This window comes from Rhizobium sp. 2MFCol3.1, assembly GCF_000377565.1.
Lineage (GTDB): Bacteria > Pseudomonadota > Alphaproteobacteria > Rhizobiales > Rhizobiaceae > Rhizobium.
Genome location: NZ_KB898354.1, coordinates 368,689 through 384,700, shown reverse-complemented (window position 1 = coordinate 384,700; position 16,012 = coordinate 368,689). Strand labels below are relative to the sequence as shown.

Annotated in this window: 15 protein-coding genes; 8 read left to right on the top strand and 7 right to left on the bottom strand. The window is 62.5% G+C overall.

From position 1 onward, the window contains the following. Positions 1 to 259 precede the first annotated feature (259 nt). The gene (locus tag D460_RS0104780) at positions 260 to 1,192 is read left to right on the top strand and encodes an endonuclease/exonuclease/phosphatase family protein (protein WP_026282790.1); all 933 of its coding nucleotides are present in this window, start codon (positions 260 to 262) and stop codon (positions 1,190 to 1,192) included. A 12-nt stretch (positions 1,193 to 1,204) separates the two neighbouring features. Here D460_RS0104780 and D460_RS32590 read toward each other — a convergent pair whose 3' ends face one another. Next, positions 1,205 to 3,073, bottom strand: coding sequence for an ABC transporter ATP-binding protein (locus D460_RS32590; RefSeq protein ID WP_018897371.1), 1,869 nt, complete (start codon positions 3,071 to 3,073; stop codon positions 1,205 to 1,207). A gap of 162 nt (positions 3,074 to 3,235) precedes the next feature. Between D460_RS32590 and D460_RS0104770 the strand changes: the two genes are divergently transcribed. Beyond that, positions 3,236 to 3,478: a hypothetical protein gene (locus D460_RS0104770; protein WP_018897370.1), complete on the top strand. Its 243-nt coding sequence runs from the start codon at positions 3,236 to 3,238 to the stop codon at positions 3,476 to 3,478. A 96-nt stretch (positions 3,479 to 3,574) separates the two neighbouring features. Here the strand turns inward: D460_RS0104770 and D460_RS0104765 are convergent, their stop codons facing one another. Both D460_RS0104765 and D460_RS0104760 read right to left on the bottom strand, forming a co-directional pair. Further along, a complete protein-coding gene (locus D460_RS0104765) occupies positions 3,575 to 5,488 on the bottom strand; it encodes a HAMP domain-containing methyl-accepting chemotaxis protein (RefSeq protein WP_018897369.1) in 1,914 nt (637 codons plus the stop codon). Positions 5,489 to 5,682: 194 nt separating this feature from the next. Beyond that, entirely contained in the window at positions 5,683 to 7,551 is a 1,869-nt protein-coding gene (locus D460_RS0104760; RefSeq protein ID WP_018897368.1) for an ABC transporter ATP-binding protein, read from the bottom strand. A 382-nt stretch (positions 7,552 to 7,933) separates the two neighbouring features. Here D460_RS0104760 and D460_RS0104755 point away from each other — a divergent pair, with 382 nt between their 5' ends. Then, positions 7,934 to 8,395, top strand: a complete 462-nt coding sequence (locus D460_RS0104755) for a tRNA (cytidine(34)-2'-O)-methyltransferase (RefSeq protein ID WP_018897367.1) — start codon at positions 7,934 to 7,936, stop codon at positions 8,393 to 8,395. 195 nt (positions 8,396 to 8,590) lie between these two features. After that, positions 8,591 to 10,237, top strand: a complete 1,647-nt coding sequence (locus D460_RS0104750) for a Na/Pi cotransporter family protein (protein ID WP_018897366.1) — start codon at positions 8,591 to 8,593, stop codon at positions 10,235 to 10,237. A 3-nt stretch (positions 10,238 to 10,240) separates the two neighbouring features. Here the strand turns inward: D460_RS0104750 and D460_RS0104745 are convergent, their stop codons facing one another. After that, positions 10,241 to 10,501, bottom strand: coding sequence for a hypothetical protein (locus tag D460_RS0104745; RefSeq protein ID WP_018897365.1), 261 nt, complete (start codon positions 10,499 to 10,501; stop codon positions 10,241 to 10,243). Positions 10,502 to 10,676: 175 nt separating this feature from the next. On the opposite strand from D460_RS0104745, the gene hemF reads away from it, so the two are divergent. The 3 genes from hemF (at position 10,677) to D460_RS0104730 (ending at position 12,292) form a co-directional block, all read left to right on the top strand. Then, positions 10,677 to 11,591 carry an oxygen-dependent coproporphyrinogen oxidase gene (hemF, locus tag D460_RS0104740; protein ID WP_018897364.1) on the top strand — a complete coding sequence of 305 codons (915 nt, stop codon included), beginning with the start codon at positions 10,677 to 10,679 and terminating at the stop codon, positions 11,589 to 11,591. Between the two features lie 102 nt (positions 11,592 to 11,693). Then, the gene (locus tag D460_RS0104735; protein WP_018897363.1) at positions 11,694 to 11,954 is read left to right on the top strand and encodes a hypothetical protein; all 261 of its coding nucleotides are present in this window, start codon (positions 11,694 to 11,696) and stop codon (positions 11,952 to 11,954) included. 152 nt (positions 11,955 to 12,106) lie between these two features. Next, the gene (locus D460_RS0104730; protein ID WP_018897362.1) at positions 12,107 to 12,292 is read left to right on the top strand and encodes a DUF1059 domain-containing protein; all 186 of its coding nucleotides are present in this window, start codon (positions 12,107 to 12,109) and stop codon (positions 12,290 to 12,292) included. A gap of 18 nt (positions 12,293 to 12,310) precedes the next feature. On the opposite strand, the gene D460_RS0104725 is transcribed toward D460_RS0104730, so the two are convergent. From D460_RS0104725 to D460_RS0104715, 3 genes are read right to left on the bottom strand one after another with little or no spacing between them, the layout of a single operon-like run. Beyond that, positions 12,311 to 13,564 carry a CCA tRNA nucleotidyltransferase gene (locus D460_RS0104725; RefSeq protein WP_018897361.1) on the bottom strand — a complete coding sequence of 418 codons (1,254 nt, stop codon included), beginning with the start codon at positions 13,562 to 13,564 and terminating at the stop codon, positions 12,311 to 12,313. Beyond that, entirely contained in the window at positions 13,561 to 14,211 is a 651-nt protein-coding gene (locus D460_RS0104720) for a CoA pyrophosphatase (RefSeq protein WP_018897360.1), read from the bottom strand. Before D460_RS0104720 ends, D460_RS0104725 begins: the two co-directional genes overlap by 4 nt. Beyond that, positions 14,208 to 14,831, bottom strand: coding sequence for a DUF1285 domain-containing protein (locus D460_RS0104715; RefSeq protein WP_018897359.1), 624 nt, complete (start codon positions 14,829 to 14,831; stop codon positions 14,208 to 14,210). The genes D460_RS0104720 and D460_RS0104715 overlap by 4 nt, the downstream gene beginning before the upstream one ends. Before the next feature lie 162 nt (positions 14,832 to 14,993). Between D460_RS0104715 and D460_RS0104710 the strand changes: the two genes are divergently transcribed. Next, positions 14,994 to 16,004: a MoxR family ATPase gene (locus D460_RS0104710; protein WP_018897358.1), complete on the top strand. Its 1,011-nt coding sequence runs from the start codon at positions 14,994 to 14,996 to the stop codon at positions 16,002 to 16,004. The last annotated feature ends 8 nt before the right edge of the window (positions 16,005 to 16,012 follow it).

Below are 16,012 nucleotides of genomic sequence, written 5' to 3'. Positions count from 1 at the left end.
GGAATTTTCCGTGCCATCCCTCCAAGGCGACGAATCTGTCATACAGATATTCGAACTTAGATTCCCCACCCACTAAGCCGCGTTCTATTATCGATCATCAATTATGTCCAGCCTCGGCAGGGCAAGTGGGCACAATGTCGCGCCCCTTGAGAGTTGATTCTTTAGGACAATCGCGCGGCTGCAACAGTGTTGCGTTGCAACATATCCAGCCGCGTGTTACGTCGCCCAAATATTACTCGCTCACGCCCGGTGCCATCCTATGAGACACACTTTATTCTGCGTGGGCAGTGTTCTCGTCTCGCTGCTGCTTGCCGCCATTTCTTTGCGTTATGTCACGCACACTTGGCTGCTTGCCTTCGTCTACAGCTTTCAAGTCCATTTCGCGCTGGCAGCCCTCGCCGCAAGCCTCGTCCTGATCCTCATAAGGCGCCACTGGTACGCCTACCTGCTGGTGACAGTGTCGGTGCTGCTCGCCGGCCACGGCGTGCTGATGTTGAAGGAATTCGAAGCCACCCCACCGGCAACCGCGTCGCGCCCGCTGCTGCGGCTGATGTCCTTCAACATCGAGAACAACAATTTCCAGAACAGCCGCCGCATCGCCGAAACCGTGATGGCCTCCGGCGCCGACGTCGTCACCATCCTGGAGTCGGCGCCGTTATTGCCGGAACTCCCGCGGATCTCCGCCACCTACCCCTATCGCATCGGCTGCAGCGTCGGCACGCCGGGATGCGATACGCTTGTGCTCTCCAAGCGGCCTTTCATCGATCAAGCAGTCAGAACCCTCGGCGATCTCTGGCCTAACCGCCTCGCTCAGGTGACGATCGATGTCGAAGGAACGCCTGTCCACCTCGCCTCCGTCCACCTTGCCAAGCCCTATTTCGACGATTTCCAGCTCGACGAACTCTGGGATCTCCGCGGGATCGTGAAAAAGGTAGATGGGCCGCTCGTCGTGGCCGGCGATTTCAACTCGGCCATCATCGATCCGCATATCCAGGATTTCGTCCGCGCCACCGGCCTGAACACGGTCTTTCCGGAGCCCGCGACATGGCCGACCCAAGCCGGCAAGTTCGGCATCTCCATCGACCACATACTCACCCGCCCGCCATTGCGACTGGTGTCGGTAAAGCAAATTACGGATAGCGCCGGCTCCAACCACTATGGGCTGATGGCCGAGATCGCCATCGATCGCTAGCGATGTGATCGCCTAGACCTCTTCCAGATCCGCCGCCAGGAAGCCGCCCGATTGCCGCGCCCAGAGTTCGGCGTAGAGCCCGCCATCACGCAGCAGCGCCTCATGCGTGCCCTCCTGGATGATCCGTCCCTTGTCGACGACGATCAGCCTGTCGAGCGCTGCGATCGTCGACAGCCGGTGCGCGATGGCAAGAACCGTCTTGCCGTCCATGATCCGGTTGAGGTTCGTCTGGATCGCCTCTTCCACCTCCGAATCGAGCGCAGACGTCGCCTCGTCGAGAACCAGGATCGGCGCGTCCTTGAGCATCACCCGGGCGATCGCAATGCGCTGCCGCTGCCCGCCCGAAAGCTTGACACCGCGTTCGCCGACATGCGCGTCGAACCCCTTGCGTCCCTGCTGATCCTCCAGCCGCTGGATGAAGCCGAGCGCCTCGGCGCGACGCGCCGCCTCGACCAATCCGTCTTCGCCGGCATCGGGGCGACCAAAGAGGATGTTGTCACGCACCGAGCGGTGCAGCAGCGACGTGTCCTGGCTGACGACGCCGATCTGCATCCTCAGCGATTCCTGCCTGACGCCGGCGATATCCTGCCCGTCGATCAGGATCCGCCCACCTTCGAGATCGTAGAGCCGAAGCAGAAGGTTCACGAGCGTCGACTTGCCGGCACCAGAGCGCCCGACAATGCCGACCTTCTCGCCGGGCGCGATCGCCAGCGAGAAATGGTCGATCACACCGCTGCCCTTGCCATAGTGGAAGGACACGTCGTCGAAACGGATGCCGGGCTCGGCGATGACGAGATCCGGTGCATCTGGCTTGTCGACGAGACCGAGCGGCTTGGAGATCAGTTCCGCCGAGTTCTGGATCGTGCCGAGATTGCGCATGATGCCGTTGAACTGCGTCATCAGGCGTCCGAGCAGGAAGTTCAGCCTGAGCACCAGCGCCAGCGAAAACGCGACGGCGCCCGAGCTGATAAGCCCCTGCAGCCAAAGATGCACGCTGAGGCCGGCCATAGTCACGATCATGATACCCGAGAGCAGCGCCATTGAGGCACGCACGCCGGTAATGAAGCGGGTGAAGAGCAGCACGGTCGCCTGGAACGTATCGAAGCCCTGCCGCATGTAGCGATCGGTCTCTTCGTCCCGCGCAAACAGCTTCAGCGTCTGGATGTTGCTGTAGGCATCCACCATGCGCCCGTTGAGCATCGAGGCGGATTCGGCCGTATCGCGCGAGTGACGGCGGATGCGCGGCACGAAGTAGCGCGCCAGAACCCCGAAGGCCACGAGCCAGCACAGCACGACCACCGCCAGCGACAGATCGAGACGCGCGACGAGAACCAGCGTCGTCGCCGCATAGATACCGACGAACCAGACGCTCTCCATCAGCGAGGTCACCAGATCGCCTGTCGCCTGCCCCGCCGACCACACCTTGGTGACGATCCGCCCGGAGAAATCGCTCTGGAAAAACGACAGCGATTGCCGTGACACATGCAGGTAGGACTGCCACCGGGCGAGATTGTAGAACCCCGGCGTGATCACCTGCTGATCGACCAGCGCGATCACCAGCTGCACGATGAAGCGCACGAGGCCGATGAGGAAGAGCATGCCGAACAGCTCGAAGCCATGCGCGGCAAGCAGGCCGTGCCAGCCGACGTCGGGCTTGATGCTGGCGAGAATGTCGACGACGCGGCCGACGAACCAGAACAACGCCGCCTCGATGGCGGCCGACATGCCGCCGAGAACCAGCATCGCGATGAAGGGAAGCTTGGCCTGGCCGATATAGAACCAGATAAAGCCCGTCGTCGACCGCGGCGGCTGAATGTTGTCGCGCGGTTGGAAGGGATCAATCCAGGTTTCAAAGGCACGAAAGAGTCGATTTAAGAGCATATTTGCGATATAGGCTTATCCGCCGGATGGGGAAAGCAATCCGTTCGCCGGACCAACCTTATATTTTGGTAATGATTGGTAACATCGACGGCATCGTCGTTGAATGAGACATGTCCCGCCACAATGTGGGAATAGCATGAGATTTCACGGGAGACGGCCACAATGCAAAAGAGGACACTCGTGTCGAGCATACCGTTGCCTTTGGCGGAAAGACTCGATGCGGTCATAGAGCAGCTCGGCGTAGCGCACGACCAGGTCGTTGCGGAAGCCGTTGCCGCTTGGATCGATAATGAAGAGCAGCGTCGGTTGATGGCGTTGCGCACGCTTGCCTTTGCCAGCAGCATGGCGGTCGAAGGTCATCGCGTCATGGACTGGGCGGACAGCCTGAGTGCCGACAGGCACTGAGCAGACACATCCAAGCGACTGATTACAAAATAAAAACGCCCTCCCGATATCCCAGGGAGGGCGTTTTCAATTTCAGCCATGCGGATATGCGTCCGCTCAGAATTCCGACCAGTTGAGCGCGGCCGCGGCCTGCGATCCGCCATAGGCGCGGGCAACGCGAGCGCCGAGCGCGCGGGCCGGCGAATGGACCGGCTGCTGGCTCTGCTGCTGCGCGACACGCACCGCGGCAACCTCTTGGGCAGCGAGCCTGAACCGCGAGAGGAGTTCGATAAGCGCCGCAGCTTCCCGCGCCAGGCTATGGGTCGCGGCGGTCGTCTGCTCAACCATCGCGGCGTTCTTCTGGATACCCTGATCCATCTGGTTGACGGCGACGTTGATCTCGCCAAGGCCGATCGCCTGTTCGCGCGAGGTGCTGACGATGGCCGACACGTTGCCGTTGATGTCCTGCACCTTGGAAACGATGACAGACAGCTGCCGGCCCGTCTCGCCGACAAGCTTCACCCCCTGGCGCACCTGATCGCCAGACTTGGTGATCAGCGCCTTGATCTCCTGGGCCGCGTTTGCCGAACGCTGCGCCAGTTCACGCACTTCCTGCGCCACGACGGCAAAGCCCTTGCCGGCTTCACCGGCGCGTGCGGCCTCGACACCGGCATTCAGCGCCAGAAGATTGGTCTGGAAAGCGATGTCGTCGATAACGCCGATGATGTTGGAAATTTCGTTCGAGGACGTCTCGATCGCTTCCATGGCCGCAACCGCCTGCTCGACGATCTCGCCAGAGCGCTCGGCGCCGCTGCGGGTCGTCTCGACCAACTCGCCAGCCTGGCCGGCGCGCGCGGCCGAATCCCGCACCGCGGTCGTGACCTGTTCGAGCGACGACGCCGTCTCCTCGACGGAGGCCGCCTGCTGCTCGGTGCGCTTCGACAGATCGTCGGCGGCCGCGCGGATCTCGTTGGCGCCGGCATCGATCTTGCGGGCGTTTTCGCCGACCACGCTGAGCACACGCTCCAGCCCATGAACGGATTCGTTGAAGTTGGTTCGCAGCTGGTCCAGCTGTCCGGCGAAGCTCTGCTCGAGGCGGAAGGTCAGGTCACCGTCGGAAAGGCTCTTCAGTCCGCGCGCCAGATTGTCGACCGCGAACGACACCTCGGCCGCCTCGCGGGCCTTCTGCTCCTCGCGCGCGATCCGGTCGCTTTCGCTCATCGAGCGGTTGGCTTCCGTCTCGCGCTCGAGACGCTCGCGCTCCAGCGCGTTCTCGCGGAAGACGGCAACGGCAGCCGCCATTTCGCCGATCTCATCACGACGACCGGCATAGGGAATGACGGCCTGGTTGTCGCCCGCAGCAAGAGCGTTCATCGACTGCGTGATCGCGCCGATCGGCCGGGTGACGCGAACGAGGCTGAGCACCGCAGCACCGATCGCCATCAGGACCGCGATCAACACGCCGGCGACCGTCGCGATCGTCACGACCTGCGTGGTGTCGGCAGCAGCCTTCTTGTCGCTGCCGGCGGCGGCGCGATTGTCTGAAATCATGCCCTGCAGGATATCACCGGCGCTGTTGCCCATCGGCGTCATCTTCACGATGACGGCCTTGGCGTCACTGTCTCGTGCGCTGACGAGCAGGCTGGCGAACTGCTCGCCGAGCTTGTCGTAATCCGCTATGATGCCCTTGAGCTGTTCAAACCGTGGACGCGGGCCGGCCGATTGCGCGGCTTCGAATGTCGAAACCGCGTTTTCGCGGGCCGCGGTGGCCGTCTTGATCTGCGCCAGCAGGGCCGTCTGCTCTTCGACGCTGAGGGCGGCGGACAGCGCGAGATAGAGGCGGCGGACGTCCGACATGCGACGTTCCATCTCCGCGATCATCAGCGACTTGTCCATCCGCAGGCTGATGCTCTCGGCCTGGCTGTTGAGCTGCCACACCGACCGCATGCCGGCGGCACCCTGGACGACGAGGATGATGACGATGAAGGCAAAGAGAGCGGGCAGAAGAATCTTGATCTTGAGAGAGCTCATGGCTGGCACCTGAAAAGTTTCAAAGAACGCTTAAGTCTATGAAACCCTTGTGCCAGCCGCGGCTAAACAAAAACTTACCACCAGTGCGTGCTTTTATCCGAGACGCAACGAGGCCCTGCAGAAACGCCGTGCCATTATTGACGCCTATCAAGTTCCCCCACCCCGTGCGCTTGGCGGAGCGGGGGAAGCCTGCGTTATTCCGCCGCAGCCTCTTTCTGGACGCCATCTTCGTCCGAGTGATCGGCGAGGAAGCCGCCCGACTGGCGGTTCCAGAGATCGGCATAGACGCCGCCCTCACCCACCAGTTCGACATGCGAGCCGGCCTCGATGATCTTGCCCTTGTCGAGCACGACCAGCCGGTCCATCTCCGTCAGCGTCGACAGACGGTGGGCGATGGCGATGACCGTCTTGCCCTCCATCAGCGCGAAGAGGTTCTCCTGGATCGCCGCCTCGACCTCGGAATCGAGCGCCGAGGTCGCCTCGTCGAGTACCAGGATCGGCGCGTCCTTGAGGAAGACGCGGGCGATCGCGATACGCTGCCGCTGGCCGCCAGACAACTTCACACCACGCTCGCCGACTTGCGCATCGAGCGCCTTGCGCCCCTGCATGTCGACTAGGCCTTCGACGAAGTCCCAGGCATTGGCCCGCTTGGCGGCCTCGATAATCTCCGCGTCGGTCGCATCCGGACGGCCATAGGCGATGTTGTCGCGGATCGAGCGATGCAGCAGCGACGTGTCCTGCGTAACGACGCCGATCAGCTCGCGCAGGCTCTCTTGCGAGACATGCGAGATGTCCTGACCGTCGATCGTGATGCGGCCGCCTTCGAGGTCGTAGAAGCGCAGCAACAGGTTCATCAGCGTCGTCTTGCCGGCGCCGGAGCGGCCGACCAGACCCACCTTCTCGCCCGCCTTGATATCGAGCGACAGGTTTTCGATGATGCCCTTGCCCTTCCCGTAGTGGAAGCCGATCCGGTCGTAATGGATCGCACCCTTCTTGGCCGTCAGAGACGAAGCGCCAGGCTTGTCGGTGATGTCGTGCTCTTTCGTCATCATCTCCATGCCGTCATAGACCGTGCCGATATTCTCGAACAGCGCCGAGACTTCCCACATGATCCACTGCGACATGCCGTTGACGCGCATGGCAAGACCGATGGCAATCGCGATAGCGCCGACCGAGATGCCGCCGTTCAGCCAGAACCAGATCGACAGGCCCGAAATCACGAACAGCGCCACGCAGTTGTTGATGTAAACCGATGCGTGGAACATCGTGACCTTGCGCATCTGCTGATGCACGGTCTGCAGGAAGCCGTCCATGCCCTCCTTGGCATAGGTCTCCTCGCGGCCCGCATGCGAGAACAGCTTCACCGTCGCGATGTTGGTGTAGCTGTCGACGACGCGGCCGGTCATCAGCGAACGCGCATCGGCCTGCATCGCCGCGATCTTGCGAAGCCGCGGTACGAAATAGGCGACGATGGCGATATAGACGCCGAGCCATGCGAGGATCGGGATCATCAGCCGCCAGTCGGCGGCCGCGATGACGACGATCATCGAGATGAAGTAGCTGACGACATAGACGAAGACGTCGAGGATCTTCATCACCGTCTCGCGCACGGCAAGCGACGTCTGCATCACCTTCGTGGCCACGCGTCCGGCGAACTCGTTGGCGAAGAAGGTCATGCTGTGACGCATCAGGAAACGGTGCATCTGCCAGCGGGCGATCATCGGATAGTTGCCGATCAGCACCTGATGCATGATGACCGAATCCGCCACCGCCGCCAGAGGGAGGCCGATCAGGATCAGCGCACCCATCCAGTAGAGCTTGTAACCCTCGGTCTCGAGGAAGGTCTTCGGATCGGCGTGCGTCAGCCAGTCGACGATATTGCCGAGGAACTGGAACAGCGCGACTTCGCCGACCGCGATCAGCATCGTCAGCACGGCCATGGCCGCAAGCCAGGGGGCCGCGGGCTTCGTGTAGTGCCAGCAGAAGGCAAACAGGCCCTTGGGAGGAACGCCGGGCTCCTCGGAGGGGAAAGGATTGAGACGCTGTTCAAACCAGCCAAACATGAAAATGCTCCGAACTTCAGCGTTCCTGCCCTCGCCGGCACAGACGCGCAACGGCTTATATGGGCAGTGGACGTTCAAGGGACGAGGCCAACATGGCCGCGCAATGGATTACGAAAGGGAAATCAGAAAGAAAAGGACGCTTTAGGAGCGTCGGGTCGCCATGATCCGCAAATTGGCGGACGGGAGGCTGACATACGGCAATGCATTCATCTTGACGCTCCCTTGTTGGCGATTGAAGATATGCACCGATAACGCGAAATTGATGGGTTTTCCAGCCCAAACTTGCCGAAAGCCAAAGATTCCCGCCCAAAAAGCAGGCTGTTGCACCAAAACCGCACTTGCAATAGGTCAGGCCGGACAGAAGCGATCAAACGGGGCGATCATGGCGGACCTCAGAATAGCACTCTATCAGCCCGATATTCCTGGCAACACCGGCACCATCCTGCGGCTCGCCGCCTGCCTCGGCTTTGCCGTCGATATCATCGAGCCCGCTGGTTTCGACATCTCCGACCGCAACCTCAAGCGCGCCGGCATGGATTACATCGCCGCCGCCGCCCTCACCCGCCATGTCAATTTCGAGCAGTTCGAGGACTGGCGCAAAACCACCGGCCGCCGCCTCGTACTCGCCTCCACCAAGGCCTCCAGCCGCTACACCGACTTCCGCTTCCACGCCGACGACATCCTGCTCTTCGGCCGCGAGAGCGCCGGCGTGCCCGATCATGTGCACGACACCGCCGACGCCCGCATCCTGGTGCCCATGGTCGAGGGCCAACGCTCGATCAATGTCGCGGTATCGGCGGCAATGATCACGGGCGAAGCCATGCGCCAGACCGTCTGGTCCTGACCCTGCCACGGAAATGCCGGTTCAGCGGCGCATAATGTCGCGAACGGCGTTGTGAAATCGCCGATCAGGCGTATAATTTTTAGCCGGGCAAACAAAAAATCGGACGATATGCCGATATTTCAATGATTTGCCGCAACCAGAGAGTCGCAAAACGCGCCACTGATGGCGCCAAGAGATAGAAAAAGACAAGCCCGCATGGAATCCACAATCGTCATGATCAACCTGTTCGGCGCCGTAGCCCTGCTGCTGTTCGGCCTGTCGCAGGTGAAGGATGGCGTATCGCGCGCTTTCGGCGCGCGTCTGCGGACCGGGCTTGCATCCGGCACCAAGAGCGGCCTGCGCTCCTTCGTCTCCGGTTTCGTTGCCACCATCGCGCTGCAGAGCTCCACCGCAACCGCCCTGATGGTCGCCTCCTTCGTCGAGCGCGAGCTGGTCAAGCCGCGCATGGCGCAGATCGTGCTTCTGGGCGCCAATGTCGGCACCGCCGTCACCGCCTGGATCGTCGCGACCGGCATCGAGTGGCTGTCGCCGCTGGTCATCCTCGCGGGCATCGTGCTCTATCGCGGCGGCTCGACGTCGCGCCAGGGCGGCGGTCAGGCGCTGATCGGCATCGGCCTCATGCTGCTGTCGCTGCACCTCTTGAGCAGCGCCACCGAGCCGATGCGCCAGTCGCCGGCCCTGTCGGCCTTCATCGGCCTGCTCGACAATGCCTGGCCGGTGGCACTCGCCTTTTCGGCCTGCATCGCTTTCATCTCCTCCTCCAGCCTCGCCGCCGTCGTCCTCATCCTGTCGCTCGCCTCGACGGGCATCCTGTCAGCAGGCCTTGTGATCGTGCTGGTGCTCGGCGCCAATCTCGGCGGCGCCATCCCGCCCGTCATCGCCTCGCTTTCCGGCCCCGCCTCGGTCAAGCGCGTCACGCTGGGCAACCTGATCGTGCGCGCCATCGGCTGCCTGATCGCGCTGCCGCTCGCCGGCTTCGGCGCCGATCTCCTCGAAACCCTGCCGCTGTCGCCGGCCAAGTTGCCGGTCGACGCCCATCTCGGCTTCAACCTGCTGCTTGCGGCCCTCGCCTGGCCCTTCTCGCGGCTGCTGTCGCGCCTGATGCTGAAGCTTGTCCCCGAGGACGAGCAGACCGACGACGCCCCGCGCTATCTCGACCCACAGGAACTCTCGACGCCAGTGGTTGCGCTCGCCAGCGCCACCCGTGAAGTGCTTGGTGTCGGCGACCTGATCGAGCGCATGCTGCAACGCGCGGCTGATGCCTTCGAGCGCAACAACATGTCGAAGCTGACCGAAATCGCGAGCCTCGAGAAACGCGTCGACAGCCTGCAGCAGGAAGTGAAGATTTACCTCTCCAAGCTCGGCCGCGGCGGTCTCAGCGAGGAGGACGGACGCCGCTCCATCGTCATCATCGACTACGCCATCAATCTCGAGCATATCGGCGACATCATCGAAAAGGGCCTACTGCCGCAGGTCGCCAAGAAGGTGTCGCTCGGACTGAAATTCTCCGAAGACGGCTATGAGGAGCTGAGCAAGCTCTTCCACCTGACGCTGGAGAACCTCCGCATCGCCCAGACGATCTTCGTCACCCGCGATTTCAATCTCGCCCGTCAGCTGATGGAAGTGAAGGTGGAGGTACGCCGCATGGAGAAGCGATCCTCCGAGCGCCATCTGGAACGCCTGCGCGACGGCCGCGCCGATAGCCTGCAGACAAGTTCGCTGCATCTCGACATGCTGCGCGACCTGAAGCGCATCAACGCCCACATCGTCTCGGTCGCGCATCCGATCCTGGATGAAAGCGGCCTGCTGATCGAAAGCCGCCTGCGCGACGCCGCCGAATAAGCCTCAATCGGCCGATGGCAGACGCCGCATGGTGAACTCGATCTGATCGCCGTCGAGCTGCCGCCAGCTCTCGACTTCGGTCCAGTAGGCGGCCTTGGGATATTCGTCGAACCACTCGCGGGCCTTGGCGCGCGCATCGAGCAGCGCCAGGCAATAGGTCTGCCGCACGAACCGGTCGTTCTTACGCGGCGTGCCCTCGGCCCGGTGCTTGGCAATCCTTCGTTTCAAGCCGTCAAATGACGGCGGTCCTGGGATCTTCGTCATACAACCTACCTCTAATGGAAAGGTAGTATCGACGCCTGAATATTGCGAGTCGAATCTGAGGCCCGCTCATCAACGCCGTTGGGCTGTTGGCGCTATGCCAAACGACCTGCTATCAGGGGCGATTGAAGCGGGTGTGACTCGAATTTTGCCCGCGCGCGTACCGGAGACGACGACTATGGAACGACCCGAACTTCCGATCGGCCTGCCCGCGGATATCGAGGACAAGAAGGAAATGGCCCGCACCTGGTTCGAGGGCCTGCGCGACCAGATCTGCGCCTCTTTCGAAGCGATCGAGGATGAGCTCGCAGGACCGCTTTCCGATCGTCAGCCCGGCCGCTTCGTCGCCAAGGACTGGAAGCGCGAGAACGGCGCCGGTGGCGGCGGTCGCATGTCGATGATGGAAGGCCGCGTCTTCGAAAAGGTCGGCGTCCACACCTCTACCGTCTACGGCGAATTCAGCGCCGACCTGCGCGCCCAGATGCCCGGCGCCAAGGACGATCCGCGCTTCTGGGCTTCGGGCATCTCGCTGATCGCTCACCCCGTGAACCCCAACGTCCCCGCCGTGCACATGAACACCCGCATGGTCGTCACATCGAGCCGCTGGTTCGGCGGCGGCGCTGACCTGACGCCGGTGCTCGACCGGCGCCGCACCCAGGAAGACGACGACACCCGCCTGTTCCACAAGGCGATGGAAATCGCCTGCCGCAGCCACGCCGGCGTTGCCGATTACGACGCCTACAAGAAGTGGTGCGACGAATACTTCTTCCTCAAGCACCGCAACGAAGCGCGCGGTACCGGCGGCATCTTTTATGACTGGCTGCATTCGAGCGAAGAAGCCGGCGGCTGGAGCGCCGATTTCGCCTTCACGCGCGATGTCGGCCGCGCCTTCGCCATGGTTTATCCACGGATTGTTCGCTCCAACTTCAATAAACAGTGGACAGAACAAGATCGTGAAGAACAATTGATTCGCCGTGGGCGATATGTCGAGTTCAATCTGCTATATGACCGGGGAACGATCTTCGGCTTGAAAACGGGTGGGAATGTCGAGTCCATTCTCTCATCGCTACCCCCCGCCGTTCGCTGGCCGTAACTGGGAGGAAAGATCGGTAAACTGCGTGTGAGAGGCTTTTAATAAGCGGACCGGATACCCATTTCATAGATGTACGCGTTCAACAATCGGAGGAGGATTGTCATGACGATACAGAGTGGAACACCGGCGACGGCAGGTGCTCAACAACCACCCCGCCCAATCGACACACCTGAACTGCTCAACCGGCTGGCCGAAGCGCTGAAAGCCAAGAGCGGTTCCGATCTGCCCCTTTCCTGCTTTGTGGAACAGGTCAAGCTTCAACTCGCCGGCGGCCTGTCCGCAGACGAGCTGTCGCGCCGCACCAAGGGCCAGAACAACAGCGCCCACACGGATTGCTACCGCGCTTGGGCGATGCCCGAGTAATCGGGCTCAAGGGCCCGGGAACGGACATATCCACGATCGCGTGAAACGGCGATCCCTACGGCCGGTGCGACAACCGGCCGGAACCTTCCCGTCCCTGGAGCATTCCCACAAAACGCATAAGCGTCATTGAGAACTCAAGTCAGGAGGAGACGATGAGACTTTTCGAATGTGGAACGCTGGTCCCCGGATGCAGCTGGCACACACGCGCAAGCGACGACGCCGAAGTCGTGCGCCGCGCCGTCGACCACATGAAATCCGCGCATGGCGAAACCATCATCCGCGAAAACATGGTCGATAACATCAAGGCCCGCATCCGCAACGAAGCGAACGCGGCCTGATCATTTGACGCGATCGCCTTATTTCACGCGATCGGAAAGCCGGGCGAGCAACGTCGCCCGGTCGGAGGCGAAGTTTTCCTCCACCCACTGATTTTCCAACGCGGCCAGCGTCTCCCCGACCTGCCGGCCCGACGGAATGCCTGCCGCCATCACATCCCCGCCATTCACAGGAAAGCTCGGCTTGATCCATGCATTGGCGTGATCGAGCAGCTTGTGCAGCCGCGCCGATCGCGCCATCTCCGCCATATCGCCCTCGGCCTTCCCCCGCGCCACCGCGAGCGCCAACTTCAGCCGCGTGATGATACCCTCGGCACCATTGCGATAGAGCAGCCGGTCGAAGGCCGCCATTGACATCTCGTCGTTAACAGGCGCCGCATTAGCCCAGGCCTTGAACACAGCCGCTTCCGCATTGGCGAGCTTCAGCCGCACCGCCATCGCCTCAAGCCGCTTGGCGTCGGGCGGCACGATAGAAGCCAACCTCAGCAGCGGATCTGGCGCCCAGCCAAGCGCCTTCTCGGTCGCGATCAGCGCCGGGATCGCGTCGATGCCCCACTTCTCCGTTTCCGGCAGAATTTCCGTCAGCGCGCCCACGGTGCGCATCCACAACAGCGCGCGCCCCGGATCTTCCGCCGACAACAACTTGCGCATCTCCGACCACACCCGCTCGGCCGACAGCGTCGAAAGCTTGGAGCGGGCAGCAGCGGCCGCCCGCAACCCGTCCGCATCCGGCCGCCCCGAGCCGTAATAGGCAAAGAAGCGGAAAAAGCGCAGGATGCGCAGATAGTCTTCCTTGATCCTGGTCGCGGCATCGCCGATGAAGCGGATGTTGCGCTTCTCGATATCGGCAAGCCCGCCGACGAGATCGACCACCTCGCCGCTTTCGCCCACGTAAAGCGCGTTGATCGTGAGGTCGCGCCGCTCAGCATCCGTCTGCCAGTCCGTGCTGAACGCCACCGTCGCCCGCCGTCCGTCGGTCTCGACATCGGCGCGCAGCGTCGTCACCTCGAACGGCTTGCGGTCGATGACGAGCGTCACCGTGCCATGCTCGACACCCGTCGGCACCGCCTTGATCCCGGCCTGGTTGGCGCGCTCGATCACCACGTCGGGCGTCAAAGTCGTCGCCACGTCGATATCGCTGACCTCGAGGCCCATCAGGCTGTTGCGCACGGCGCCACCCACCACGCGCCCCTCGCCGCCATCGGCATTCAGCAGCGAGAAAACGCGCTTCAGCGCCGGGTCGTTGAACCATGCTTCGTGAGCAAGGTTGGTCATGCGTAAAGCCTTTCGTAAAGCGTGCGGACAATGCCCGCGGTGATGCCCCAGATCATTCTGGTTTCATAGGGCATGCGATAGAAATGTCGGTCGAGCCCGTCGATCATTCGCTTGTCGCGAATGTGATTGCCGGGTGCCATCAGGAAGGAAAGCGGCACCTCGAAGACGTCGTCGACCTCATCGGGATTGAGCTTGAGATCAAAGCCGGGCTGCACCACCGCCAGCACGGGCGTGATGCGAAACCCCGTCGAGGCCAGATAAACAGGCAGCCGCGCCACCGTCTCGACGAACGAACCCTTCAGCCCGATCTCCTCGTCGGCCTCTCGCACCGCCGCTTGCTCCGGCGTCTCGTCCGCCCCATCGATCTTGCCGCCGGGAAAGGCGATCTGGCCGGAATGTTTACGCAGTGTCGACGTGCGCAGCGTGAAGATCACCCGCGCCTCGTCGCCGTCATCGATGACAGGCACCAGCACGGCGGCGTCCCTGAGCTTGAAGGTCTCCACCTGGGCGATGATCTCGGGATTGAGGATATGGTCGCCATGCTCACGCCACGACAGATCGACCGGCCCGCCCATCTGGTGCATTGCCCGGCGTCTGAATTCGGCTGCGGAATAAAGCGCGCCGTCTCTGGCCTGAACATCTATCATCGCGACAGCGCATCCAATTCGGCCGCCGGCATGACGGGAAATGTCTCGCCGCCGGAGCGCAGACAGAACATCGCGACGCCATCGACATCAACAGTCTCGCCAAGCTCCACGAGCTGGTACATGACAGCCCGCGACACCAGCGCCTCCAATCGCCCGCGCACATGCAGGTATGGCTTCAACTCATTGTTATCGCCGTGAATGACAAACCTGATCGGATGCGCCTTGCCAGCCTCGATGACATCGCCGACATTGGTGCGAAAGGTCAGCACCGCCTGCCCGTCCCTGACGGAGGCGTTCATCTCGACAGCGAGGAACGGCGCATCGACGATCCGGATACCGACTTTTTCCACAGGAGTTACGAGGTATGTCTTGCCATCCTCATCCTTGCGCAGAACCGTGGAAAACAGCCGCACCAGCGGCGCCCGGCCGATCGGCGTCCCCATGTAGAACCACGTCCCGTCGGCGCGGATCTCCATGTCGATATCGCCACAAAACGGCGGATTCCATTTCTCGACGGGCGGAAGACCGCGTTTCGCATCGCCACCATCGCCCGCGGCGCGCGAAATCAGCGCGGCCAGATCCGCGGCATCGGTCGCTGCCTTGATCTCTTCGGTTGCCATTGTTCCGTCTCTGTTTGCACTTAACGCAGGAATGTCACGAGATAGTCATTCGAAACGAACTTGTCAGCCCGCAACATCTTCATAACTCTATCGGGTATGAGGCACACGTGTAAAAGTCCGACGATTCGCGACGAATGAGATCAGCCGCTGGAGAGATGCCTGATGGGTATGATGAAGACCGAAGCCCCCCTCGATGAAAAGGCGATCGTCGCCGCTGCAGAAAAAGCGCTTGCCGATATCGCCACAGTGAGGAGCGAGGTCGCCAAGGTGATCTTCGGCCAGGAGAGCGTCGTCGAAAACACGCTGCTTGCCGTGCTCTCGGGCGGCCACGCCCTGCTCGTCGGCGTCCCCGGCCTCGCCAAGACCAAGCTCGTCACCACGCTCGGCGAAGTGCTCGGCCTCGGCGCCAACCGCATCCAGTTCACGCCCGACCTGATGCCATCTGATATCCTCGGCTCCGAGGTGATGGACCAGGACGAGACCGGCCGCCGCTCCTTCCGCTTCGTCAAGGGCCCCGTCTTTGCCCAGCTCCTGATGGCCGACGAAATCAACCGCGCCTCGCCGCGCACCCAGTCGGCGCTGCTGCAGTCGATGCAGGAGTATCACATCACCGTCGCCGGCCAGCGCTACGACCTGCCGACGCCCTTCCACGTGCTCGCCACCCAGAACCCGCTGGAGCAGGAAGGCACCTATCCGCTTCCCGAGGCACAGCTCGACCGCTTCCTGCTGCAGGTCGACGTTAACTACCCCGAACTCGCCGCCGAACGGCAGATCCTGCTCGACACCACCGGCCTTGCCGAAACCAAGCCGCAGGCCGTGCTCAGTGCCGAGCGCCTGATCGAGATCCAGACGCTGATCCGTCAGATGCCCGTCAGCGACAAGGTGGTCGATGGCATCCTGGCGCTCGTCCGCTCCGCCCGCCCCGGCCAGGGCAACGCCGCCACCGACAAGAACGTCGCCTGGGGCCCCGGTCCGCGCGCCGGCCAGGCGATGATGCTTTGCGCCCGCGCCCGTGCGCTCTATGAAGGCCGCCTCGCCCCGTCGCTCGACGATGTCCACGCGCTGGCCGAACCCGTCCTGCAGCACCGCATGGCGCTGACCTTCGCCGCCCGCGCCGAGGGCATGTCGGTGCGCGACGTGATCGCCGGGCTGGTGAAGCAGGCCAAGGGCTAAGCTCAGGA

Coding starts and splice junctions, on each gene's coding strand:
- D460_RS0104780 (WP_026282790.1), top strand. CDS start 260: ATGAGACACACTTTATTCTGCGTGGGCAGTGTTCTCGTCTCGCTGCTG.
- D460_RS32590 (WP_018897371.1), bottom strand. CDS start 3,073: ATGCTCTTAAATCGACTCTTTCGTGCCTTTGAAACCTGGATTGATCCC.
- D460_RS0104770 (WP_018897370.1), top strand. CDS start 3,236: ATGCAAAAGAGGACACTCGTGTCGAGCATACCGTTGCCTTTGGCGGAA.
- D460_RS0104765 (WP_018897369.1), bottom strand. CDS start 5,488: ATGAGCTCTCTCAAGATCAAGATTCTTCTGCCCGCTCTCTTTGCCTTC.
- D460_RS0104760 (WP_018897368.1), bottom strand. CDS start 7,551: ATGTTTGGCTGGTTTGAACAGCGTCTCAATCCTTTCCCCTCCGAGGAG.
- D460_RS0104755 (WP_018897367.1), top strand. CDS start 7,934: ATGGCGGACCTCAGAATAGCACTCTATCAGCCCGATATTCCTGGCAAC.
- D460_RS0104750 (WP_018897366.1), top strand. CDS start 8,591: ATGGAATCCACAATCGTCATGATCAACCTGTTCGGCGCCGTAGCCCTG.
- D460_RS0104745 (WP_018897365.1), bottom strand. CDS start 10,501: ATGACGAAGATCCCAGGACCGCCGTCATTTGACGGCTTGAAACGAAGG.
- hemF (WP_018897364.1), top strand. CDS start 10,677: ATGGAACGACCCGAACTTCCGATCGGCCTGCCCGCGGATATCGAGGAC.
- D460_RS0104735 (WP_018897363.1), top strand. CDS start 11,694: ATGACGATACAGAGTGGAACACCGGCGACGGCAGGTGCTCAACAACCA.
- D460_RS0104730 (WP_018897362.1), top strand. CDS start 12,107: ATGAGACTTTTCGAATGTGGAACGCTGGTCCCCGGATGCAGCTGGCAC.
- D460_RS0104725 (WP_018897361.1), bottom strand. CDS start 13,564: ATGACCAACCTTGCTCACGAAGCATGGTTCAACGACCCGGCGCTGAAG.
- D460_RS0104720 (WP_018897360.1), bottom strand. CDS start 14,211: ATGATAGATGTTCAGGCCAGAGACGGCGCGCTTTATTCCGCAGCCGAA.
- D460_RS0104715 (WP_018897359.1), bottom strand. CDS start 14,831: ATGGCAACCGAAGAGATCAAGGCAGCGACCGATGCCGCGGATCTGGCC.
- D460_RS0104710 (WP_018897358.1), top strand. CDS start 14,994: ATGGGTATGATGAAGACCGAAGCCCCCCTCGATGAAAAGGCGATCGTC.